Annotated in this window: 13 protein-coding genes; 7 read left to right on the top strand and 6 right to left on the bottom strand. The window is 56.2% G+C overall.

The features are described from left to right. Positions 1 to 68: 68 nt before the first annotated feature. Positions 69 to 632, bottom strand: a complete 564-nt coding sequence (locus HMPREF3140_RS18875; protein ID WP_032411110.1) for a TetR/AcrR family transcriptional regulator — start codon at positions 630 to 632, stop codon at positions 69 to 71. A gap of 82 nt (positions 633 to 714) precedes the next feature. Here HMPREF3140_RS18875 and HMPREF3140_RS18870 point away from each other — a divergent pair, with 82 nt between their 5' ends. Both HMPREF3140_RS18870 and HMPREF3140_RS18865 read left to right on the top strand, forming a co-directional pair. Further along, complete coding sequence (locus HMPREF3140_RS18870) at positions 715 to 1,917, top strand: MFS transporter (protein ID WP_004151719.1); 1,203 nt, start codon at positions 715 to 717, stop codon at positions 1,915 to 1,917. Continuing rightward, on the top strand, positions 1,917 to 2,729 hold the full coding sequence (locus tag HMPREF3140_RS18865; RefSeq protein ID WP_004179130.1) for a Cof-type HAD-IIB family hydrolase: 813 nt from the start codon (positions 1,917 to 1,919) through the stop codon (positions 2,727 to 2,729). The genes HMPREF3140_RS18870 and HMPREF3140_RS18865 overlap by 1 nt, the downstream gene beginning before the upstream one ends. 37 nt (positions 2,730 to 2,766) lie before the next feature. On the opposite strand, the gene kdeA is transcribed toward HMPREF3140_RS18865, so the two are convergent. Then, positions 2,767 to 3,999 carry a multidrug efflux MFS transporter KdeA gene (kdeA, locus tag HMPREF3140_RS18860; RefSeq protein WP_004151718.1) on the bottom strand — a complete coding sequence of 411 codons (1,233 nt, stop codon included), beginning with the start codon at positions 3,997 to 3,999 and terminating at the stop codon, positions 2,767 to 2,769. 327 nt (positions 4,000 to 4,326) lie between these two features. On the opposite strand from kdeA, the gene ybjG reads away from it, so the two are divergent. Together ybjG and deoR are read left to right on the top strand one after the other, a co-directional pair. Next, on the top strand, positions 4,327 to 4,920 hold the full coding sequence (gene ybjG / locus HMPREF3140_RS18855; protein ID WP_004141974.1) for an undecaprenyl-diphosphate phosphatase: 594 nt from the start codon (positions 4,327 to 4,329) through the stop codon (positions 4,918 to 4,920). A gap of 101 nt (positions 4,921 to 5,021) precedes the next feature. Further along, on the top strand, positions 5,022 to 5,780 hold the full coding sequence (deoR, locus tag HMPREF3140_RS18850; protein ID WP_004151717.1) for a DNA-binding transcriptional repressor DeoR: 759 nt from the start codon (positions 5,022 to 5,024) through the stop codon (positions 5,778 to 5,780). A 38-nt stretch (positions 5,781 to 5,818) separates the two neighbouring features. Here the strand turns inward: deoR and dacC are convergent, their stop codons facing one another. Both dacC and HMPREF3140_RS28895 read right to left on the bottom strand, forming a co-directional pair. Continuing rightward, entirely contained in the window at positions 5,819 to 7,021 is a 1,203-nt protein-coding gene (dacC, locus tag HMPREF3140_RS18845; protein WP_004191175.1) for a serine-type D-Ala-D-Ala carboxypeptidase, read from the bottom strand. 652 nt (positions 7,022 to 7,673) lie between these two features. After that, positions 7,674 to 7,802, bottom strand: coding sequence for a hypothetical protein (locus tag HMPREF3140_RS28895; RefSeq protein ID WP_009485542.1), 129 nt, complete (start codon positions 7,800 to 7,802; stop codon positions 7,674 to 7,676). 1,531 nt (positions 7,803 to 9,333) lie between these two features. Here HMPREF3140_RS28895 and HMPREF3140_RS18835 point away from each other — a divergent pair. Continuing rightward, complete coding sequence (locus HMPREF3140_RS18835; protein WP_004179129.1) at positions 9,334 to 9,960, top strand: glutathione S-transferase family protein; 627 nt, start codon at positions 9,334 to 9,336, stop codon at positions 9,958 to 9,960. A 2-nt stretch (positions 9,961 to 9,962) separates the two neighbouring features. Here HMPREF3140_RS18835 and HMPREF3140_RS18830 read toward each other — a convergent pair whose 3' ends face one another. Both HMPREF3140_RS18830 and bssR read right to left on the bottom strand, forming a co-directional pair. Continuing rightward, a complete protein-coding gene (locus HMPREF3140_RS18830) occupies positions 9,963 to 11,072 on the bottom strand; it encodes a PQQ-dependent sugar dehydrogenase (RefSeq protein ID WP_023283505.1) in 1,110 nt (369 codons plus the stop codon). A gap of 115 nt (positions 11,073 to 11,187) precedes the next feature. Then, positions 11,188 to 11,571: a biofilm formation regulator BssR gene (gene bssR, locus HMPREF3140_RS18825; protein WP_004151712.1), complete on the bottom strand. Its 384-nt coding sequence runs from the start codon at positions 11,569 to 11,571 to the stop codon at positions 11,188 to 11,190. Between the two features lie 378 nt (positions 11,572 to 11,949). Here bssR and HMPREF3140_RS18820 point away from each other — a divergent pair, with 378 nt between their 5' ends. Together HMPREF3140_RS18820 and rimO are read left to right on the top strand one after the other, a co-directional pair. Then, positions 11,950 to 13,191: an oligosaccharide MFS transporter gene (locus tag HMPREF3140_RS18820; RefSeq protein WP_032411106.1), complete on the top strand. Its 1,242-nt coding sequence runs from the start codon at positions 11,950 to 11,952 to the stop codon at positions 13,189 to 13,191. A 232-nt stretch (positions 13,192 to 13,423) separates the two neighbouring features. Continuing rightward, positions 13,424 to 14,749: a 30S ribosomal protein S12 methylthiotransferase RimO gene (gene rimO / locus HMPREF3140_RS18815; RefSeq protein WP_004141985.1), complete on the top strand. Its 1,326-nt coding sequence runs from the start codon at positions 13,424 to 13,426 to the stop codon at positions 14,747 to 14,749. Positions 14,750 to 15,007 lie beyond the last annotated feature (258 nt).

Below are 15,007 nucleotides of genomic sequence, written 5' to 3'. Positions count from 1 at the left end.
GCCACTTCGGTTCAAGGTTGATGGGTTTTTTGTTGCCTGCGTTTAGCCATTCCGGGTGAAACGCCGCTTCAGCGCCCCTCTTCCTGCGCCCTCTCCCCCGCCAGCTGCCCGACCATCATGCGGATTGCCGCCTTCGACAGCGGCGCGCGGTCGGTGACAAAGTGCAAGGTCATCCCTTCAATAAAGGCGTCGAGACCGCGGGCGGTATCGGGGGCGAACCACTGCTCCAGCGTCTGCTGGCTGCGCCGCATCCAGTTCTGCATCACCGCCTTCAGCGCCGGCTGACTGCTGCAGAACGCGTACAGCTGGTACATCAGCTTCATATTACGCGCCGTGGTCACCTGGGCGCTGAAAATCAGCTCAGCAATGGCATCACAGGCTTGCTCCTGATTCGTTACCCCGACGAAGCCTTGCTGGTAGTGCGCCGACATCTCGGCAGTAAACAGGCTGAACGCCTCCTCAATTAACGCCTCAATGCCGCTAAAATAGTAGGTCAGTGACCCCAGCGGCACATTCGCGCAGGTGGCGATTTTACGGTGCGTTACCGCATGGACGCCATGCGCCGCGATGGTATCCAGCGTCGCCTGCAGGATGCGCTCGCGGCGCTGCGGATCGTTTGGTCTACGGGCCATGATTTTCCTCTTCCGGTTTATGTACAAATGTACACATACTTGCTACTGTTGTCTTCACTCTTCTCCTTTAAGGCGTTTACGGATGACGACGCAATCCTCGCGCAGAGCGCTGCAGCTTCGGCTATGGGCGCTGTTTATGTTCTTTTTCATCCCCGGCTTGTTAATGGCCTCCTGGGCCACCCGCACGCCGGCGATCCGCGATCTGTTGGCGCTATCCACCGCAGAGATGGGCGTGGTGCTGTTTGGTCTGTCGGTGGGGTCGATGAGCGGTATTCTCTGCTCGGCGTGGCTGGTGAAGCGCTTTGGTACCCGCAAGGTCATCCGCACCACCATGTCCTTCGCCGTGCTTGGCATGCTGGTGCTCAGCCTGGCGCTGTGGGTCACTTCCGCACCGCTGTTCGCCTTCGGTCTGGCTATCTTCGGCGCCAGCTTCGGCTCCGCAGAGGTCGCTATTAACGTCGAAGGCGCGGCGATCGAGCGGGAGATGAATAAAACGGTGCTGCCGATGATGCATGGCTTCTACAGCTTTGGCACCCTGTTCGGCGCCGGGGTGGGCATGGCAGTGACCGGATTCGGTCTGCCGGCCGCCCCGCACATCCTGGCGGCTGCGCTGGTGGCTATCCTGCCCATCGCCATTGCTATCCGCGCCATTCCCGACGGCACCGGTAAAAATGCCGCCGAAGTCGCCCACGGTGAGGCGAAAGGTCTGCCGGTGTGGCGCGACGCGCAGCTGCTGCTGATCGGCGTCATTGTCCTGGCGATGGCCTTTGCCGAAGGCTCGGCCAACGACTGGCTGCCGCTGCTGATGGTGGATGGCCACGGCTTTAGCCCCACCTCCGGCTCCCTGATTTATGCCGGTTTCACCCTCGGCATGACGCTGGGCCGCTTTACCGGCGGCTGGTTTATCGATCGCTACAGCCGGGTGGCGGTGGTCCGCGGCAGCGCAGTGATGGGCGCCCTCGGCATAGGCCTGATCATCTTCGTCGATAACCCCTGGGTGGCGGGCATCTCGGTGCTGCTGTGGGGCATTGGCGCCTCGCTCGGCTTCCCGCTGACCATCTCCGCCGCCAGCGATACCGGGCCGGACGCGCCCAAGCGCGTCAGCGTGGTGGCGATCACCGGCTATCTCGCTTTCCTCGTCGGGCCGCCGCTGCTGGGTTTCCTCGGCGAACACTTCGGCCTGCGCAGCGCCATGATGGTGGTGCTGGGTCTGGTGATGGTGGCGGCGCTGGTCGCCCGCGCGGTGGCTAAGCCACAATCTGAACCCGTTATGGAGAACAGCTAATGAGCATCAAACTGATTGCGGTGGATATGGACGGCACCTTTTTAAGCGATGCCAAAACTTATAACCGGCCGCGCTTCCTCGCCCAGTACCAGCGAATGCGCGAACAGAATATTCGCTTCGTGGTCGCCAGCGGCAACCAATATTATCAGCTGATCTCCTTTTTCCCGGAGATCGCCCATCAGATCGCCTTCGTGGCGGAAAACGGCGGCTGGGTGGTGAGCGGCAATGAAGACGTCTTCAACTGCCAACTGCCGGTTCACCACTTCAACGCCGTGGTCGACCATCTGCAGACGTTGCCGAATATCGAAATCATCGCCTGCGGGAAGCGCAGCGCCTACACCCTCAATCGCTACAACGACGCGCTGAAGACGGTGGCGGCGAAGTATTATCACCGCCTAGAACTGGTGGATGATTTTAACCATCTCGATGACACCATCCTCAAATTTGGTCTCAACGTGCCAGACAGCCTGATCCCGGAAATTCAGCCGAAGCTGCACGCGACGCTGGGGGACATGGTCACCGCGGTGGCCACCGGCTACGGCAGCATCGACTTAATTATCCCGGGTGTGCACAAAGCCAACGGGCTGCGCATTTTGCAGCAGCGCTGGGGCATTGAGGATCACGAGGTGGTGGCGTTCGGCGACAGCGGCAACGATATCGAAATGCTGCAGCACGCCGGGTTTGGCTTTGCCATGGCCAACGCCCGGGAAGACGTCAAAGCCGTCGCCCGCTATCAGGCGCCGCATAACAACGAAGAAGGTGTCCTGCAGATTATTGATAAGGTGTTGGATCGCGAAGCGCCGTTCGCCTGATAAGACCCGGATGCGAGCGCATCCGGGTTGAAAACAACTACCCCTGCTGCGAATTGCCGACGCTTTTATCTTTCAGAAAGTAAATCATCAGCCCCAGCCATAGTACCCCACCCAGCAGGTTAAACAGGCTGAACAGCCCGTTGCCGCCCAGCTCGTAAGCATGTTTGCTGAGCTCGATGCCGACGGTGAAGATCAGCATCTGCAGCATTCCCATCGCCGCCGAGACCGTGCCTTTACTCATCTCGCTGGCGAACAGGGTTAAACGCACCAGGCCGGCGTTCGCGAGGCCAATCCCGAAGGCGTAGAAGCTCAGACCGGCCGTCATCCACAGATAAGCGTGGGAAGAGACCACGGTCGCCGCCGCAGAGAGGATCAGGCCAAACATGATCGGCCAACCGCCCATGATAATCAGCGAGCGCACGGTCCGGCGCGCAGTCAGGCGCGCCAGCACCAGGTTGCCGGCAATCAGCGCCCCGAAAATCGGCACCTGCAGCATGCCGTACTCATAGCTGGTGGCCTGTTCGCCGCTGATAATAATCACCGGCGACTGGGCAATCCACGCCAGCAGCGGCAGGCTGACAAAGCCGGTGGCCAGCGCGCCGGCGACGAAGCGCAGGTTCTTCAGCACCAGCCGATAGTCGCGGCCCAGCTCTTTCACCGACAGCTTTTCGCCCAGCCGCGTCGCGGTCTCCGGCATCGCCCGCTGCAGGCCGAAGAACGAGATGGCCGCCAGCACGGCGAACAGGACAAACATCATCTCCCACGGCAGGACATGCACCCAGGCGGCGCCCACCAGCGGCCCCAGCAGCGGGGCAATCAGCGCCACGTTAGCCATCAGGGCGGTGATTTTGATACACACCGCCTCCTCAAAGGACTCCTGTATCGCCGCATAGCCCACCGCGCCAATAAAGCACAGGCTGATCCCCTGCAGGAAGCGCAGCAGGGTAAACTGCTCAATGGTCTGCGCCAGCAGCGTCGCCAGGCAGGTGACGATGAACCATACTACGCCGGTCAACATCACCGGACGGCGGCCAATACGATCCGACAGCGGCCCCAGCAACCACTGTAAAAACATGCCGCCTGCCAGATAGGCAGTCATTGAGGTAGGTACCCATTCGTTACCCACCTGAAATTCCTGCACCACGGCTAACATGCCCGGCTGAATCATATCGTTGCCGATATAAGTGGAAAACTCGTACAGCACCAGACATAACGGGAACAACAGCGCCTGCCTTCCGAGGCGGCGGCCTGAAAGCGAATAATTTTGCATGAAATCTCTTATCTATCAAAAATCGCGCAAAGTGTAATGAAACTCCCGGCGCGGAGATAGTGAATTGTGGGTGACACCGCACAATATTACGAGCCGTGCGCCATCGTCCTGCCTCTCCCCTGTTATTCAGCCTGTGTATATATTCCGTTTATGTTTCAGCAATGTGACAAACGATATACTGACGTTTTTCAGGCTGTTAGCCGTAGACTTTATGGTAGTGGATTTCATAACAACCTGATCTTTAAGACAATGCCGCCTTTAACTCCGCACCGCTTTTATTTAGGGCAGGCGGCTTAATTGCTATCGGACCAACGAGCCTGGAAGTCTATGCTGGAAAATATTAACTATGCGCTGTTCGCCCTGCTCAACGCGACGCCTGCCTCGCCGCAGTGGGCCATTGAGATGGCGATCTTCATCGCTAAAGATCTGATTCTGATCGTGCCTCTGCTGGTGGTGACATTGTGGCTGTGGGGGCCTGCCCAGCGGCAGATGGTGTTTAAGCTGATGCTGGCGCTGACGATCAGCCTGACCGTGTCGTGGGCGATCGGCCATCTTTATCCGCACGATCGGCCGTTTGTCGCCGGCGTAGGCTATAACTTCCTGCACCACGCGGCGGACGACTCCTTCCCCAGCGACCATGGCACCGTCAGCTTTACCTTTGCCCTGGCCTTCCTGTTCTGGCATCGCCTGTGGTCCGGCGCCCTGCTGATGGCGATTGCCGCCGCCATCGCCTGGTCCCGTGTCTATCTCGGCGTGCACTGGCCGCTGGATATGGTCGGCGGGCTGCTGGCCGGGATGTGCGGCTGCCTTGGCGCGGCGCTGATCTGGCACACGTTCGGCCCGGCGCTATACCATCAGCTGCAGCGGCTGTATCGTCTCTGCTTCTCCTTGCCAATCCGCAAAGGTTGGGTGCGCGGCTAAACGCCGCCGTCGCTGCGGCCACCGCGTGACTAACCCGCAAGCGACAGGTAAAATCCCGCTAACGCCCTGCCCCCGCAGGGCGATTTTAGCGCAGAGGGAATATGGAAACTCGCCGTGACGAACGTATCAGTCAGCTCATTCAGGCACTTAAACGCAGCGATAAGCTGCATCTGAAAGAAGCCGCTTCCCTGCTTGGGGTGTCGGAAATGACCATTCGTCGCGACCTCAATGGCCACAGCGGCCCGGTTGTGCTGCTCGGCGGATACATTGTGCTGGAGCCGCGCAGCGCCACCCATTACCTGCTCAGCGATCAAAAAACCCGGCTGGTCGAGGAAAAACGCCGTGCCGCTCGCCATGCGGCCGCGCTGCTAGAGGCCCATCAGATGGCCTTCTTCGACTGCGGGACCACCACGCCGTGGATTATTGACGCCATTGACGATGCCCTGCCCTTCACCGGCGTCTGCTACTCCCTGAACACCTTTCTGGCCCTGCAGGAAAAACCCCAGTGCCGCGCGGTCCTGTGCGGTGGGGAGTTTCATGCCAGCAACGCGATTTTTATGCCGCTGAGCCTTGAGGATACCCTCAGCCATCTGAGCCCTGATATCGCCTTTTACTCGGCGGCGGGGATCGACTGCGAGCAGGGGGCGACCTGCTATAACCTGGAAGAGCTGCCGGTTAAGCACTGGGCGATGCGTCACGCGCGCTACCACGTGCTGGTGGTCGACCACAGCAAGTTTGGCAAAGTGCGTCCGGCGCGCATGGGGGCGTTAGCGAAATTTGACGTGATCGCCAGCGATATCTGCCCGGATGATGAGCTGGTCGCGCTGGCGAAGGCGCAGCAGATTTCCCTACTGTATTGAAGCGTCGCTGCCCGCGCCCCGCAGGGCGCGGGCAGGCATCAGGAGAACCAGCTGCCGAACCAGCCGTGCAGTTTCATCAGCACGAAGTCGATCATCCGGCTGAAGAAGCCGCCCTCTTTTACCGACTCCATGACAATCAGCGGACGCTGTTCAATGGTTTTATCATTTAGCTTAAAGTCGATAGTCCCGACCACCTGTCCCTTCTCCAGCGGCGCGGTAAGCTGCGGCTGATTTAAGGTATAGCTGGCTTTCAGGTTTTTCAGCTGGCCCTTCGGCAAAGTGATAGAGCCCGCCTCGCCAGCCCCCAGTTTCGCTTCATTGCTATCGCCAAACCACACGCGCTGGGTAACGAAGGTGGCATCTGGTTTAATCGGCGTCACGGTTTCAAAGAAGCGGAAGCCCCAGGTCAGCAGTTTTTCTGACTCGTTAAAGCGAATGCGGTCGGTTTTGGTCCCCAGCACCACGGCAATCAAACGCATATCACCCTGAGTGGCCGAGGAGACGAGGTTATAGCCGGCCCCGGCGGTGGTCCCGGTTTTCACGCCATCGGCGTTGAGGTTGCTGCTCCACAGCAGGCGGTTGCGGTTCGGCTGGCGAATTTTATTGAAAGTGAACTCTTTCTCTTTATGTACCGCGTACTCTTCCGGTACGTCGTGGATCATCGCTTTGGTCAGCAGCGCCATATCGCGGGCGGTGCTGAACTGCCCCGGCGCGTCAAGGCCGTGGACGGTCATAAAGGTGGTGTTGGTCAGCCCCATTTTTTTGGCGTAGCCGTTCATCAGGCTAACGAAAGCGTCCTGGCTGCCCGCTACGTAGTCAGCAATCGCAATGCTGGCGTCGTTACCGGACTGAATGATGACCCCTTTGTTCAGATCTTCTACGGAAACCTGCATGCCAGGCTTGAGGAACATCACCGATGAGCCGCGCAGCGCCGGGTTGCCGGTCGCCCAGGCATCGCGCCCAACGGTCACCATATCGGTCAGTTTGATTTTTCCCGCTTTTATTGCCTGCCCTACCACGTAGCTGGTCATGATCTTCGTCAGACTGGCCGGGTCGAGTTTTTCATCGGCATTGCCTTCGCTGAGCACCTTCCCGCTGGCATAGTCCATCAGGATCCAGGCGCGAGCGTCAATTGAAGGGGCGTCGGGGAGTTGTTCCGCAGCCTGCACCGCAGGTGCGACAAGAAATAACAGCGCGCAACCTGCCGCGAGGCCGCGAAGGGAAAAAGCGTCATGCATCATAAGAGCCACCCAAGTATCCTTTCCAAACAAAATATGCCGCGCCACTCTGACCGCGCCGCAGCAACCGGTGAGTAAAGCGTACAAATGACCTTAAAGAAACAGCGAGTTGGTAAAGTTTTTAAAGTTTACGCAATAACATGCCGCTGTGCTTTAATCAGAACAATTTTTTTGATCGTAATCGCCTTAATGTTAACTTTATTATGGCAAGAAAAAAATCGCCTTTCAAAACCAATTAGTCACCGAAATTTCAATGACATAGCTCACTTGCCTTCGGGAAAAATGCTACTAAAGAGAGGTCGCAAGCGTGTCTTTCATTGTGGTTTGCCTGGTTATAGATTCACATTATGGCGGGAGCGTGTGGGGTAAGCGAAAGCCTGGCCAGTGATATCCAGTCGCCTCGCCCCTACCCCCCTCACCTGAGAACCGGGGATGGTTGTTACTGCTGATACCCTTCACAAAACTCAAAATGTCGGCCCGGTTGCATTCCATGAGGCCCAGTTCAACTTCCGAACTCACAATAACCACATCTGACTTGCTGCTGTAGAAGTCTCAGACGCTTAAATATAAACCTGAAGGTTCTGTAGGCCCTATTTACGCCTGAAATGCAGTTGAGAACTCCCGGGCTATGCTTGAGACGGTCATTACGCCCGTCTCAGGAAATTAGCAACAACGCCCGCACTTTTCTCTCCATCGGGTCTGCCTGATCGCCATGTTCAGCAGGGCTTCGATTGCCACAGCATTCCGCCGATGGAGGCGCAATATCCTTGATAAAGGATATCAATCAGCTATCCCCTCTATACGCCACCATCAGGGATTGAGGTCAGGAAGGGAGAGCCTCCCGCTAATGATATGAATTATTCGCCCACTGGATAAGCAGGCAGACGGCTTTCCTGTTTTAGTCGGCATATCGGTAAAAGATAGTTTATCGGGCTATTTTCCCTTTCCGTATTACACAAGTAAGAAAAATAGCACATCGATAAGGATGGATTCCTGGTCATTAAATACAGTATAGTTTCCCCTGCAATCTTTATGGAAGCGGGTAGCTCACCCGCAGTTATTCCATAAATTAAGATTCGCATATTGTGTTGAAAATGGCATATCCCTTTATGCGTGTAATTACACCCCAGCCTGTCGCTGGGCTTTTTTTTCAAGGCGACTCTGGATGGTGATAAATTTTACAAATACATTCATAACAGCGCATCCACAGCCGTGGCCTTTACAGAAGTATTGCTCTCAAAACCCCGGGCCGTTCTGATTCTGTTGCCCGTTATTAATCACGCCGGTTTGATGAAAAGGTTAACATCTCTTCCCGGGTAATCTCCTACCCTTCTCGTCCGATGCCATATCGAGCTCTACGACTCGCTCTTCCAGACTGCAGTTCGCCAGTGCTTCTTTTATCCCTATTTCGTTTTGCAGGGATGTTTTGATAGCACCGCGATAGTATGCTGGCCATCCTTATCAGTCATTCATTTTAACCGCCTTTTTCAAATCCTTCCGGGGAAAGTAAAGTCCTCTACCAGGCTCTGCTCGTTTAACGCTATAGATTCAAATACTGATTATTGCATTATATACCACTTACCCCCGCCGTGATTACCCGGGTAAGATAAATAGCACAAAAGTAAGGGTGGATTCCTGGTTATTTAATACAGTATATTTCCCATGTAGTCTGTATGGAAGTTGATGGTTACCTTTGGTTAACCCATACTTCGAGACTCGAATATTATCTTGAGAACAGCATGCAACCCTGAGTAAATTTACTCCCCAGTGCCAGTCACTGGGTTTTTTTTGCTATTTTTCAGAATATCTTCCAGCCAGTTGGCGCCTCTCATGGTCTATTTTTTCTGGGTGGGATGAGAAAGATGTATATCCGATCGATAAAAACAACAGTTCATCCCTGTAAAAAAATAATTCTTTCACTGACTTTCTATTTATTAATATTAACCTGTGTTCCTCAGATGATTGCGATGCAATAATCAGCATCAAATTATACCCTCAGGCGACATTGAGATTTTAACCGAGACGGAGAGGGAGCGTTTTTATAGATGCATGCCTAACTTAAAGCTTTAATTATCAATAATATACACCATGATCACACCCTTTCCTTCGTAGCGTAACACCCTATAGATATTACTCCTGTAAAATAGTAAAAACACTTTCCGGGCCCTGTGACCCAGGAGTGCCCCTGGCTGAAGGGAGTAAGCATAAAAACCTTTAATAACAGCCAAATAAAAAAGCTTGCCGGATTTTTAACTTTATCCCAACATGATCGCCGATCGCGCTGCAACGGCAGTGAAACAAACTCAGGAGCGAAAATGATTACACTGTGGGGACGTAATAACTCGACCAACGTGAAGAAAGTACGCTGGGTGCTGGAGGAGCTGGATCTGCCTTATCAGCAGATCCTCGCCGGGCTGGAGTTTGGTCTCAATCATGACCCGGAATATCTGGCGATGAACCCGAACGGGCTGGTGCCGCTGTTAAAGGACGATGCCACCGGGGTGGTATTGTGGGAATCAAATACGATTATTCGCTACCTGGCGGCCCAGTATGGCGTTGACCGTCTGTGGCTGGCCGCGCCGGCGCAGCGCGCGCAAGGGGAAAAGTGGATGGATTGGTCCAACGGCACCCTCTCACCCGCCCATCGCCCGGTATTAATGGGCCTGGTGAGAACGCCACCGGAGCAGCGCGACCCGGCGGCCATCGCCGCGGGGATCAGCGCCTGCGAAGCGCTGTTCGCCATGCTGGATGACGAACTGGCCAAAATGCCGTGGCTCTCCGGCGAGCACTTCGGCCTTGGCGATATTGCCGTCGCTCCCTTCGTCTACAATCTGTTGTCGATCCTCGACAGCTGGCAACCGCGGCCCCATCTGCAGCGCTGGTATCAGCAGATTAGCCAACGTCCTGCCTGGCGCGAAGTAGTGCAGATCCCGGTGACCTGAGGCTAAGCCTCGGGACTCAACCGCAATAGCTCGCCGTTAGACTCGTCGGTTAAAATGTACAGATAGCCGTCGGGTCCCACGCGAACATCGCGGATGCGTTTTCCGCGCGCCTCCAGTAATCTCCCCTCCTCGCGGACCTGATTACCGTCCACCGCCAGGACAATCAGCGATGTCTCCTTCAGCGCGCCGATAAACAGCTTATGCTGCCACTGGGGAAAGGTCGGCGCCGAATAAAAGGCCATCCCGCTCACCCCGGGAGAGACCGGCCAGACATACCGGGGAGGTTCGGTCCCCGGAACCGTTTTGCCTTTTGCTTCCGGAATGGGCAGGCCGCTGTAGTTAATACCGTGCGTCGCCAGCGGCCAGCCGTAATTTTTCCCCGCCTGCGGAATATTAATTTCATCTCCGCCACGCGGGCCATGCTCGTTCAGCCACAGCGCCTCGCTCCAGGGATTCATCGCCATGCCCTGCGGATTACGGATGCCGTAAGCCCAGATCTCCGGCCTGGCGTCAGCCCGGTCGACAAAAGGGTTATCCGGCGGTACACCTCCGGTCTCCGTCAGGCGGACCACTTTCCCCTGCAGCTTGCTGAGATCCTGGGCGGTGGCGCGCTGATTATTTTCGCCCAGCCCGATAAACAAATATCCTTTGCCGTCGAACACCAGCCTGCCGCCAAAATGATTGCCGACGGAGAGCTTCGGCTGCTGGCGAAAGACCACGGTAAAGTTCGTCAGCTGCGTGGCATCCTCGCTCAACCGCCCATAGCCCACCGCGGTGCCCGCCTTACCGCTGGCGTCGCTTTCCGCATAGCTCAGCCACACCCGCCGCGACTGGGCGAAATCCGGGGCCAGCGCCACGTCCAGTAGGCCACCCTGGCCGTTGGCCCATACCTGCGGCACGCCGGCTATCGGCGCCGACAGACCTTTACCCGGCTGCCAGCGCTTGAGCTCGCCGCCGCGCAGGGTGATCAGTATGCCCTGATCATCAGGCAGAAAGGCCATGCCCCACGGCTGGGCCAGCCGGTTTTGCAATACCTCCACCCGCACCGCGGCCTGGCTCAGGGCTGGTAGCGCTAAGGCGCTCAATATCAACAGCAGTGGGATCGGACGCATGGCATTCTCCTTTCGTCAGCTCTGGGCTAAAGGGTAGCCAGCGGGGAAATTTGCGCGGGGATTTTTACATAACCTTTAACAGGGGAAGCGTTCACTTCCCCTGGGTTTCAGCCGATCAGGCATGAGTGATTGGCGCCAATTTATTCAATTTATGAATATTTGAGGTCAATCCTGTCAGACAGCGTTCTAGCTTCTCTACGTTAACAGCGATGTATAGCGGACAATCATGATGCCCGCTCATCAGGCATAGTGCAGCGGCGGCGACCGATTCGCCGGCCAGGCGAAGGACATCCCTCTCCTCCGGTGAAATGGCATTCTGCAGGCGCGGCGCCTGCGCACGCATTTCACGGCAAAGCTCAAACAAGTTATCACGCAGATGGTCATTTTCGCTGACTGACATGTAGCCTTTGGCCTTTCGCAGTTGCAGATAGGCGTCAATATCGATATTGGCGTTAATAAGCTTCTGCAGAAGGTGACGGTATAGTCTGTCAACGGTCATCACGGTTCCTCCTCTGTCGTCCTTTACCCTTTCCATAATACGGTTATTTTTTGTGCAAAATGATGCGCCAGGTCAATGATCCCCAGTTCTTTAACATCATTTACAATGTGGCAACTTTAACGCATTGTAGGGTGTATAACAAAAATAATGTTATACGATCACAATTAATTTCAAGATGAAATTAATAAACAGAAAATGGCAATAAGAGACAAAATTAGTGCAGCAATGATCACAATACCTCATATGATCTGTTGCACCATCGTCAATTCGGATGTCATAACAAATAATTAATGTAATACGTATAACATCCCAGGAAAACAGCGAACGCGACCCGCGGATCGCTGACATTCTCTCTGCCCATTTGCAAGGAACTGAAACATGACGTCCGGTAAAAGAAACTACTTTCTGTTGAGTCTTTTCGATTTTCTCTACCTGTTCGCCTGGTCGTCGACCATGGCTTTCTTCGTTATCTGGACCACCCAGCATCTTGGCATCAGCGCCACGAAGACCGGGCTGCTTTACTCGGTCAACGCCTTTATCGCCCTGCTGATGCAGCCTTTCTTCGGCTTTATCTCTGACAAGTTCGGCCTGAAAAAACGGCTTATCTGGCTGCTGGTCGCCCTGCTCCTGCCGGTGGGCCCCTTCTTTATCTACGTTTACGCGCCGCTGCTGGTGCACAACTTTTGGTTTGGCGCCTTGCTGGGAGGGATCTATCTGGGGATCATCTTTAACTCCGGCTGCGGAGTAATCGACTCTTATATCGATAAGATTTCCCGGCGCTATCAGTTCGAATATGGTCGTGTGCGGATGTGGGGCTCGTTAGGCTGGGCAGCGGCGGCCTGGATTGTGGGTAAATATATCGACAGCAATCCTAATCTGGCCTTCTGGCTCGCCAGCCTCGCCATTGTCATCGCCGCCATCTGCTTTATGCTAACCAAAATTGAATTAACCGACGCCGATGTGGCGCGAAGCGAATCGCTGAAGGTCTCTCATGCCCTTGAGCTGGCGAAGAATGGTCAGTTCTGGATGCTGCTGCTCTTTACCCTGTTCGTCACGCAGATTTACGACACCTACGATCAGCAGTTTGCCCAGTACTTCTCGCTACAGTTCCCGACGCCGGAGGAAGGCAACCGCTGGTACGGGATCCTCGCGTCTATTCAGGTCTGCGGTGAAACCCTGTTCCTCTGCCTGATGCCATGGTTTGTTAACCGGACCGGCGCCAAATGGGCGCTGATCATCGCCGGGCTGATCATGTCGGTACGTATTGTCGGCTCAGCCGTGCCCCTCGGCCCGGTGTGGATTGGTGCGGTGAAAATGATGCATGCTCTGGAGAAGCCGTTGATTCTGGTATCGGTCTTTAAATTCATCGCCGCCAACTTCGACCACAAGCTCTCTTCGACGGTCTATTTGCTGGTGCTGTTCGTCGCCTCGATCGCCACCGCTATTTACTCTCCGCTGGCAGGCTATCTGTACGATACCATTGGCTTCGCCAACACCTATCTGATTCTCGGCAGCGTCGCCGGGCTCTTTACCCTGATCTCTATTTTCACGCTGCAGGATAAGCGCGAGCCGAAAAAAACCGGCGCCACCCCCTCCGCAGCCATTAACCCGGCGCAATAAGTCTCTGCCCGGCAGCCACGCCGGGCTTGAGCCGCCTGTGCGCACGGCTTGTCAGAAGCGTGTCCCGCCCCTCTGCTCCGGGGCGTGTGGGATCCGCTCTGGCGGTGGGGGGCGTAAAAGACAGGTCGGGGGCGCTTTTTCACCATTAACCGCGACGGAGCTATACTCTTTTTCGCAAAGATCTGTAGAATTCCTGCCCTGACCATTCCAATAATTGAACACTTTTTAAGCTATGAGCAATGTCACGCATCAGCCGAAAATCGGCTTCGTCTCCCTGGGCTGCCCGAAAAACCTCGTGGACTCAGAGCGTATCCTGACCGAACTGCGCACCGAAGGTTATGACGTCGTACCGACCTACGACAACGCCGATATGGTGATCGTTAACACCTGCGGCTTTATTGATAGCGCTGTGCAGGAATCGCTGGAAGCGATCGGCGAAGCGTTGAAAGAGAACGGCAAGGTAATCGTCACCGGCTGTCTCGGCGCGAAAGAGGATCAGATCCGCGAAGTGCATCCGAAGGTGCTGGAGATCACCGGTCCGCACAGCTATGAGCAGGTGCTGGAGCATGTCCACCATTATACGCCGAAGCCGAAGCACAACCCGTTCCTGAGCCTGGTGCCGGAACAGGGGGTTAAGCTGACGCCGCGCCACTACGCCTACTTAAAAATTTCTGAAGGCTGCAACCATCGCTGCACCTTCTGCATCATCCCGTCCATGCGTGGCGATCTGGTGAGCCGTCCGATTGGCGAAGTGCTGGCCGAAGCCAAACGCCTCGCTGACGCCGGCGTGAAAGAGCTGCTGGTGATTTCGCAGGACACCTCCGCCTACGGCGTCGACGTCAAGCACCGCACCGGCTTCCACAACGGTATGCCGGTGAAGACCAGCATGGTCAGTCTGTGCGAAGAGCTGGCGAAGCTCGGCATCTGGGTACGCCTGCACTATGTCTACCCGTACCCGCACGTTGACGATGTGATCCCGCTGATGGCGGAAGGCAAGATTCTGCCGTACCTCGATATTCCGCTGCAGCACGCCAGCCCGCGTATTCTGAAGCTGATGAAGCGTCCAGGTTCTGCGGACCGTCAGCTGGCGCGCATTAAGCAGTGGCGTGAAATTTGCCCGGATCTGACCCTGCGCTCCACTTTTATTGTGGGCTTCCCGGGCGAAACGGAAGAAGATTTCCAGATGCTGCTCGACTTCCTGAAAGAGGCGCGTCTCGACCGCGTCGGCTGCTTCAAGTACAGCCCGGTTGAAGGCGCTACCGCCAACGAGCTGGCGGACCAGGTGCCGGAAGAGGTGAAAGAAGAGCGCTGGAACCGCTTTATGCAGCTGCAGCAGCAGATCTCTGCCGAGCGTCTGCAGGAGAAAGTGGGGCGCGAAATCCTGGTGCTGGTAGATGAAGTTGATGAAGAAGGCGCCATTGGCCGCAGCATGGCCGACGCTCCGGAAATCGACGGCGCGGTGTACCTGAACGGCGAAACCCGCGTTAAGCCGGGCGACGTGGTGCGGGTGAAAGTCGAGCACGCCGACGAATACGACCTCTGGGGAACCCGGGTCTAGTCCAGCTTCCCGGATAGCGGCTTAGTGCATTCCCCAGCCTACGGGGTCCTCCCGTAGGCTCCCCCCCGGGTCCGCGCAAGCGCAGCGCCGCGGGCAAGCATTGATTACCTTCCAGGCAGCCCTGTTGCGCGGTTATTTTGCCGGGTGGCGCTACGCTTACCCGGCCTACGGGGTCCAGTCCCAATATGTGAATCGCCGCCGGACATGGGGCCGCTGAAACAGCCGATGCTGGCGGCCTCAACATCGCTGAGACGTTCC

Origin of the sequence: Klebsiella sp. HMSC16A12, from assembly GCF_001808265.1 — a bacterium.
GTDB lineage: Bacteria > Pseudomonadota > Gammaproteobacteria > Enterobacterales > Enterobacteriaceae > Klebsiella > Klebsiella pneumoniae.
Note: the sequence above shows the minus strand (reverse complement) of the source record. Positions and strands in the feature narration are given on the sequence as shown.

What these genes read in the sequence shown, in the direction of transcription:
- kdeA (WP_004151718.1), bottom strand. Translation starts at nt 3,999, where the DNA reads ATGCAAAATTATTCGCTTTCAGGCCGCCGCCTCGGAAGGCAGGCGCTG.
- HMPREF3140_RS18875 (WP_032411110.1), bottom strand. Translation starts at nt 632, where the DNA reads ATGGCCCGTAGACCAAACGATCCGCAGCGCCGCGAGCGCATCCTGCAG.
- bssR (WP_004151712.1), bottom strand. Translation starts at nt 11,571, where the DNA reads ATGACCGTTGACAGACTATACCGTCACCTTCTGCAGAAGCTTATTAAC.
- deoR (WP_004151717.1), top strand. Translation starts at nt 5,022, where the DNA reads ATGGAAACTCGCCGTGACGAACGTATCAGTCAGCTCATTCAGGCACTT.
- HMPREF3140_RS18830 (WP_023283505.1), bottom strand. Translation starts at nt 11,072, where the DNA reads ATGCGTCCGATCCCACTGCTGTTGATATTGAGCGCCTTAGCGCTACCA.
- ybjG (WP_004141974.1), top strand. Translation starts at nt 4,327, where the DNA reads ATGCTGGAAAATATTAACTATGCGCTGTTCGCCCTGCTCAACGCGACG.
- HMPREF3140_RS18835 (WP_004179129.1), top strand. Translation starts at nt 9,334, where the DNA reads ATGATTACACTGTGGGGACGTAATAACTCGACCAACGTGAAGAAAGTA.
- HMPREF3140_RS18865 (WP_004179130.1), top strand. Translation starts at nt 1,917, where the DNA reads ATGAGCATCAAACTGATTGCGGTGGATATGGACGGCACCTTTTTAAGC.
- HMPREF3140_RS18820 (WP_032411106.1), top strand. Translation starts at nt 11,950, where the DNA reads ATGACGTCCGGTAAAAGAAACTACTTTCTGTTGAGTCTTTTCGATTTT.
- HMPREF3140_RS18870 (WP_004151719.1), top strand. Translation starts at nt 715, where the DNA reads ATGACGACGCAATCCTCGCGCAGAGCGCTGCAGCTTCGGCTATGGGCG.
- dacC (WP_004191175.1), bottom strand. Translation starts at nt 7,021, where the DNA reads ATGATGCATGACGCTTTTTCCCTTCGCGGCCTCGCGGCAGGTTGCGCG.
- rimO (WP_004141985.1), top strand. Translation starts at nt 13,424, where the DNA reads ATGAGCAATGTCACGCATCAGCCGAAAATCGGCTTCGTCTCCCTGGGC.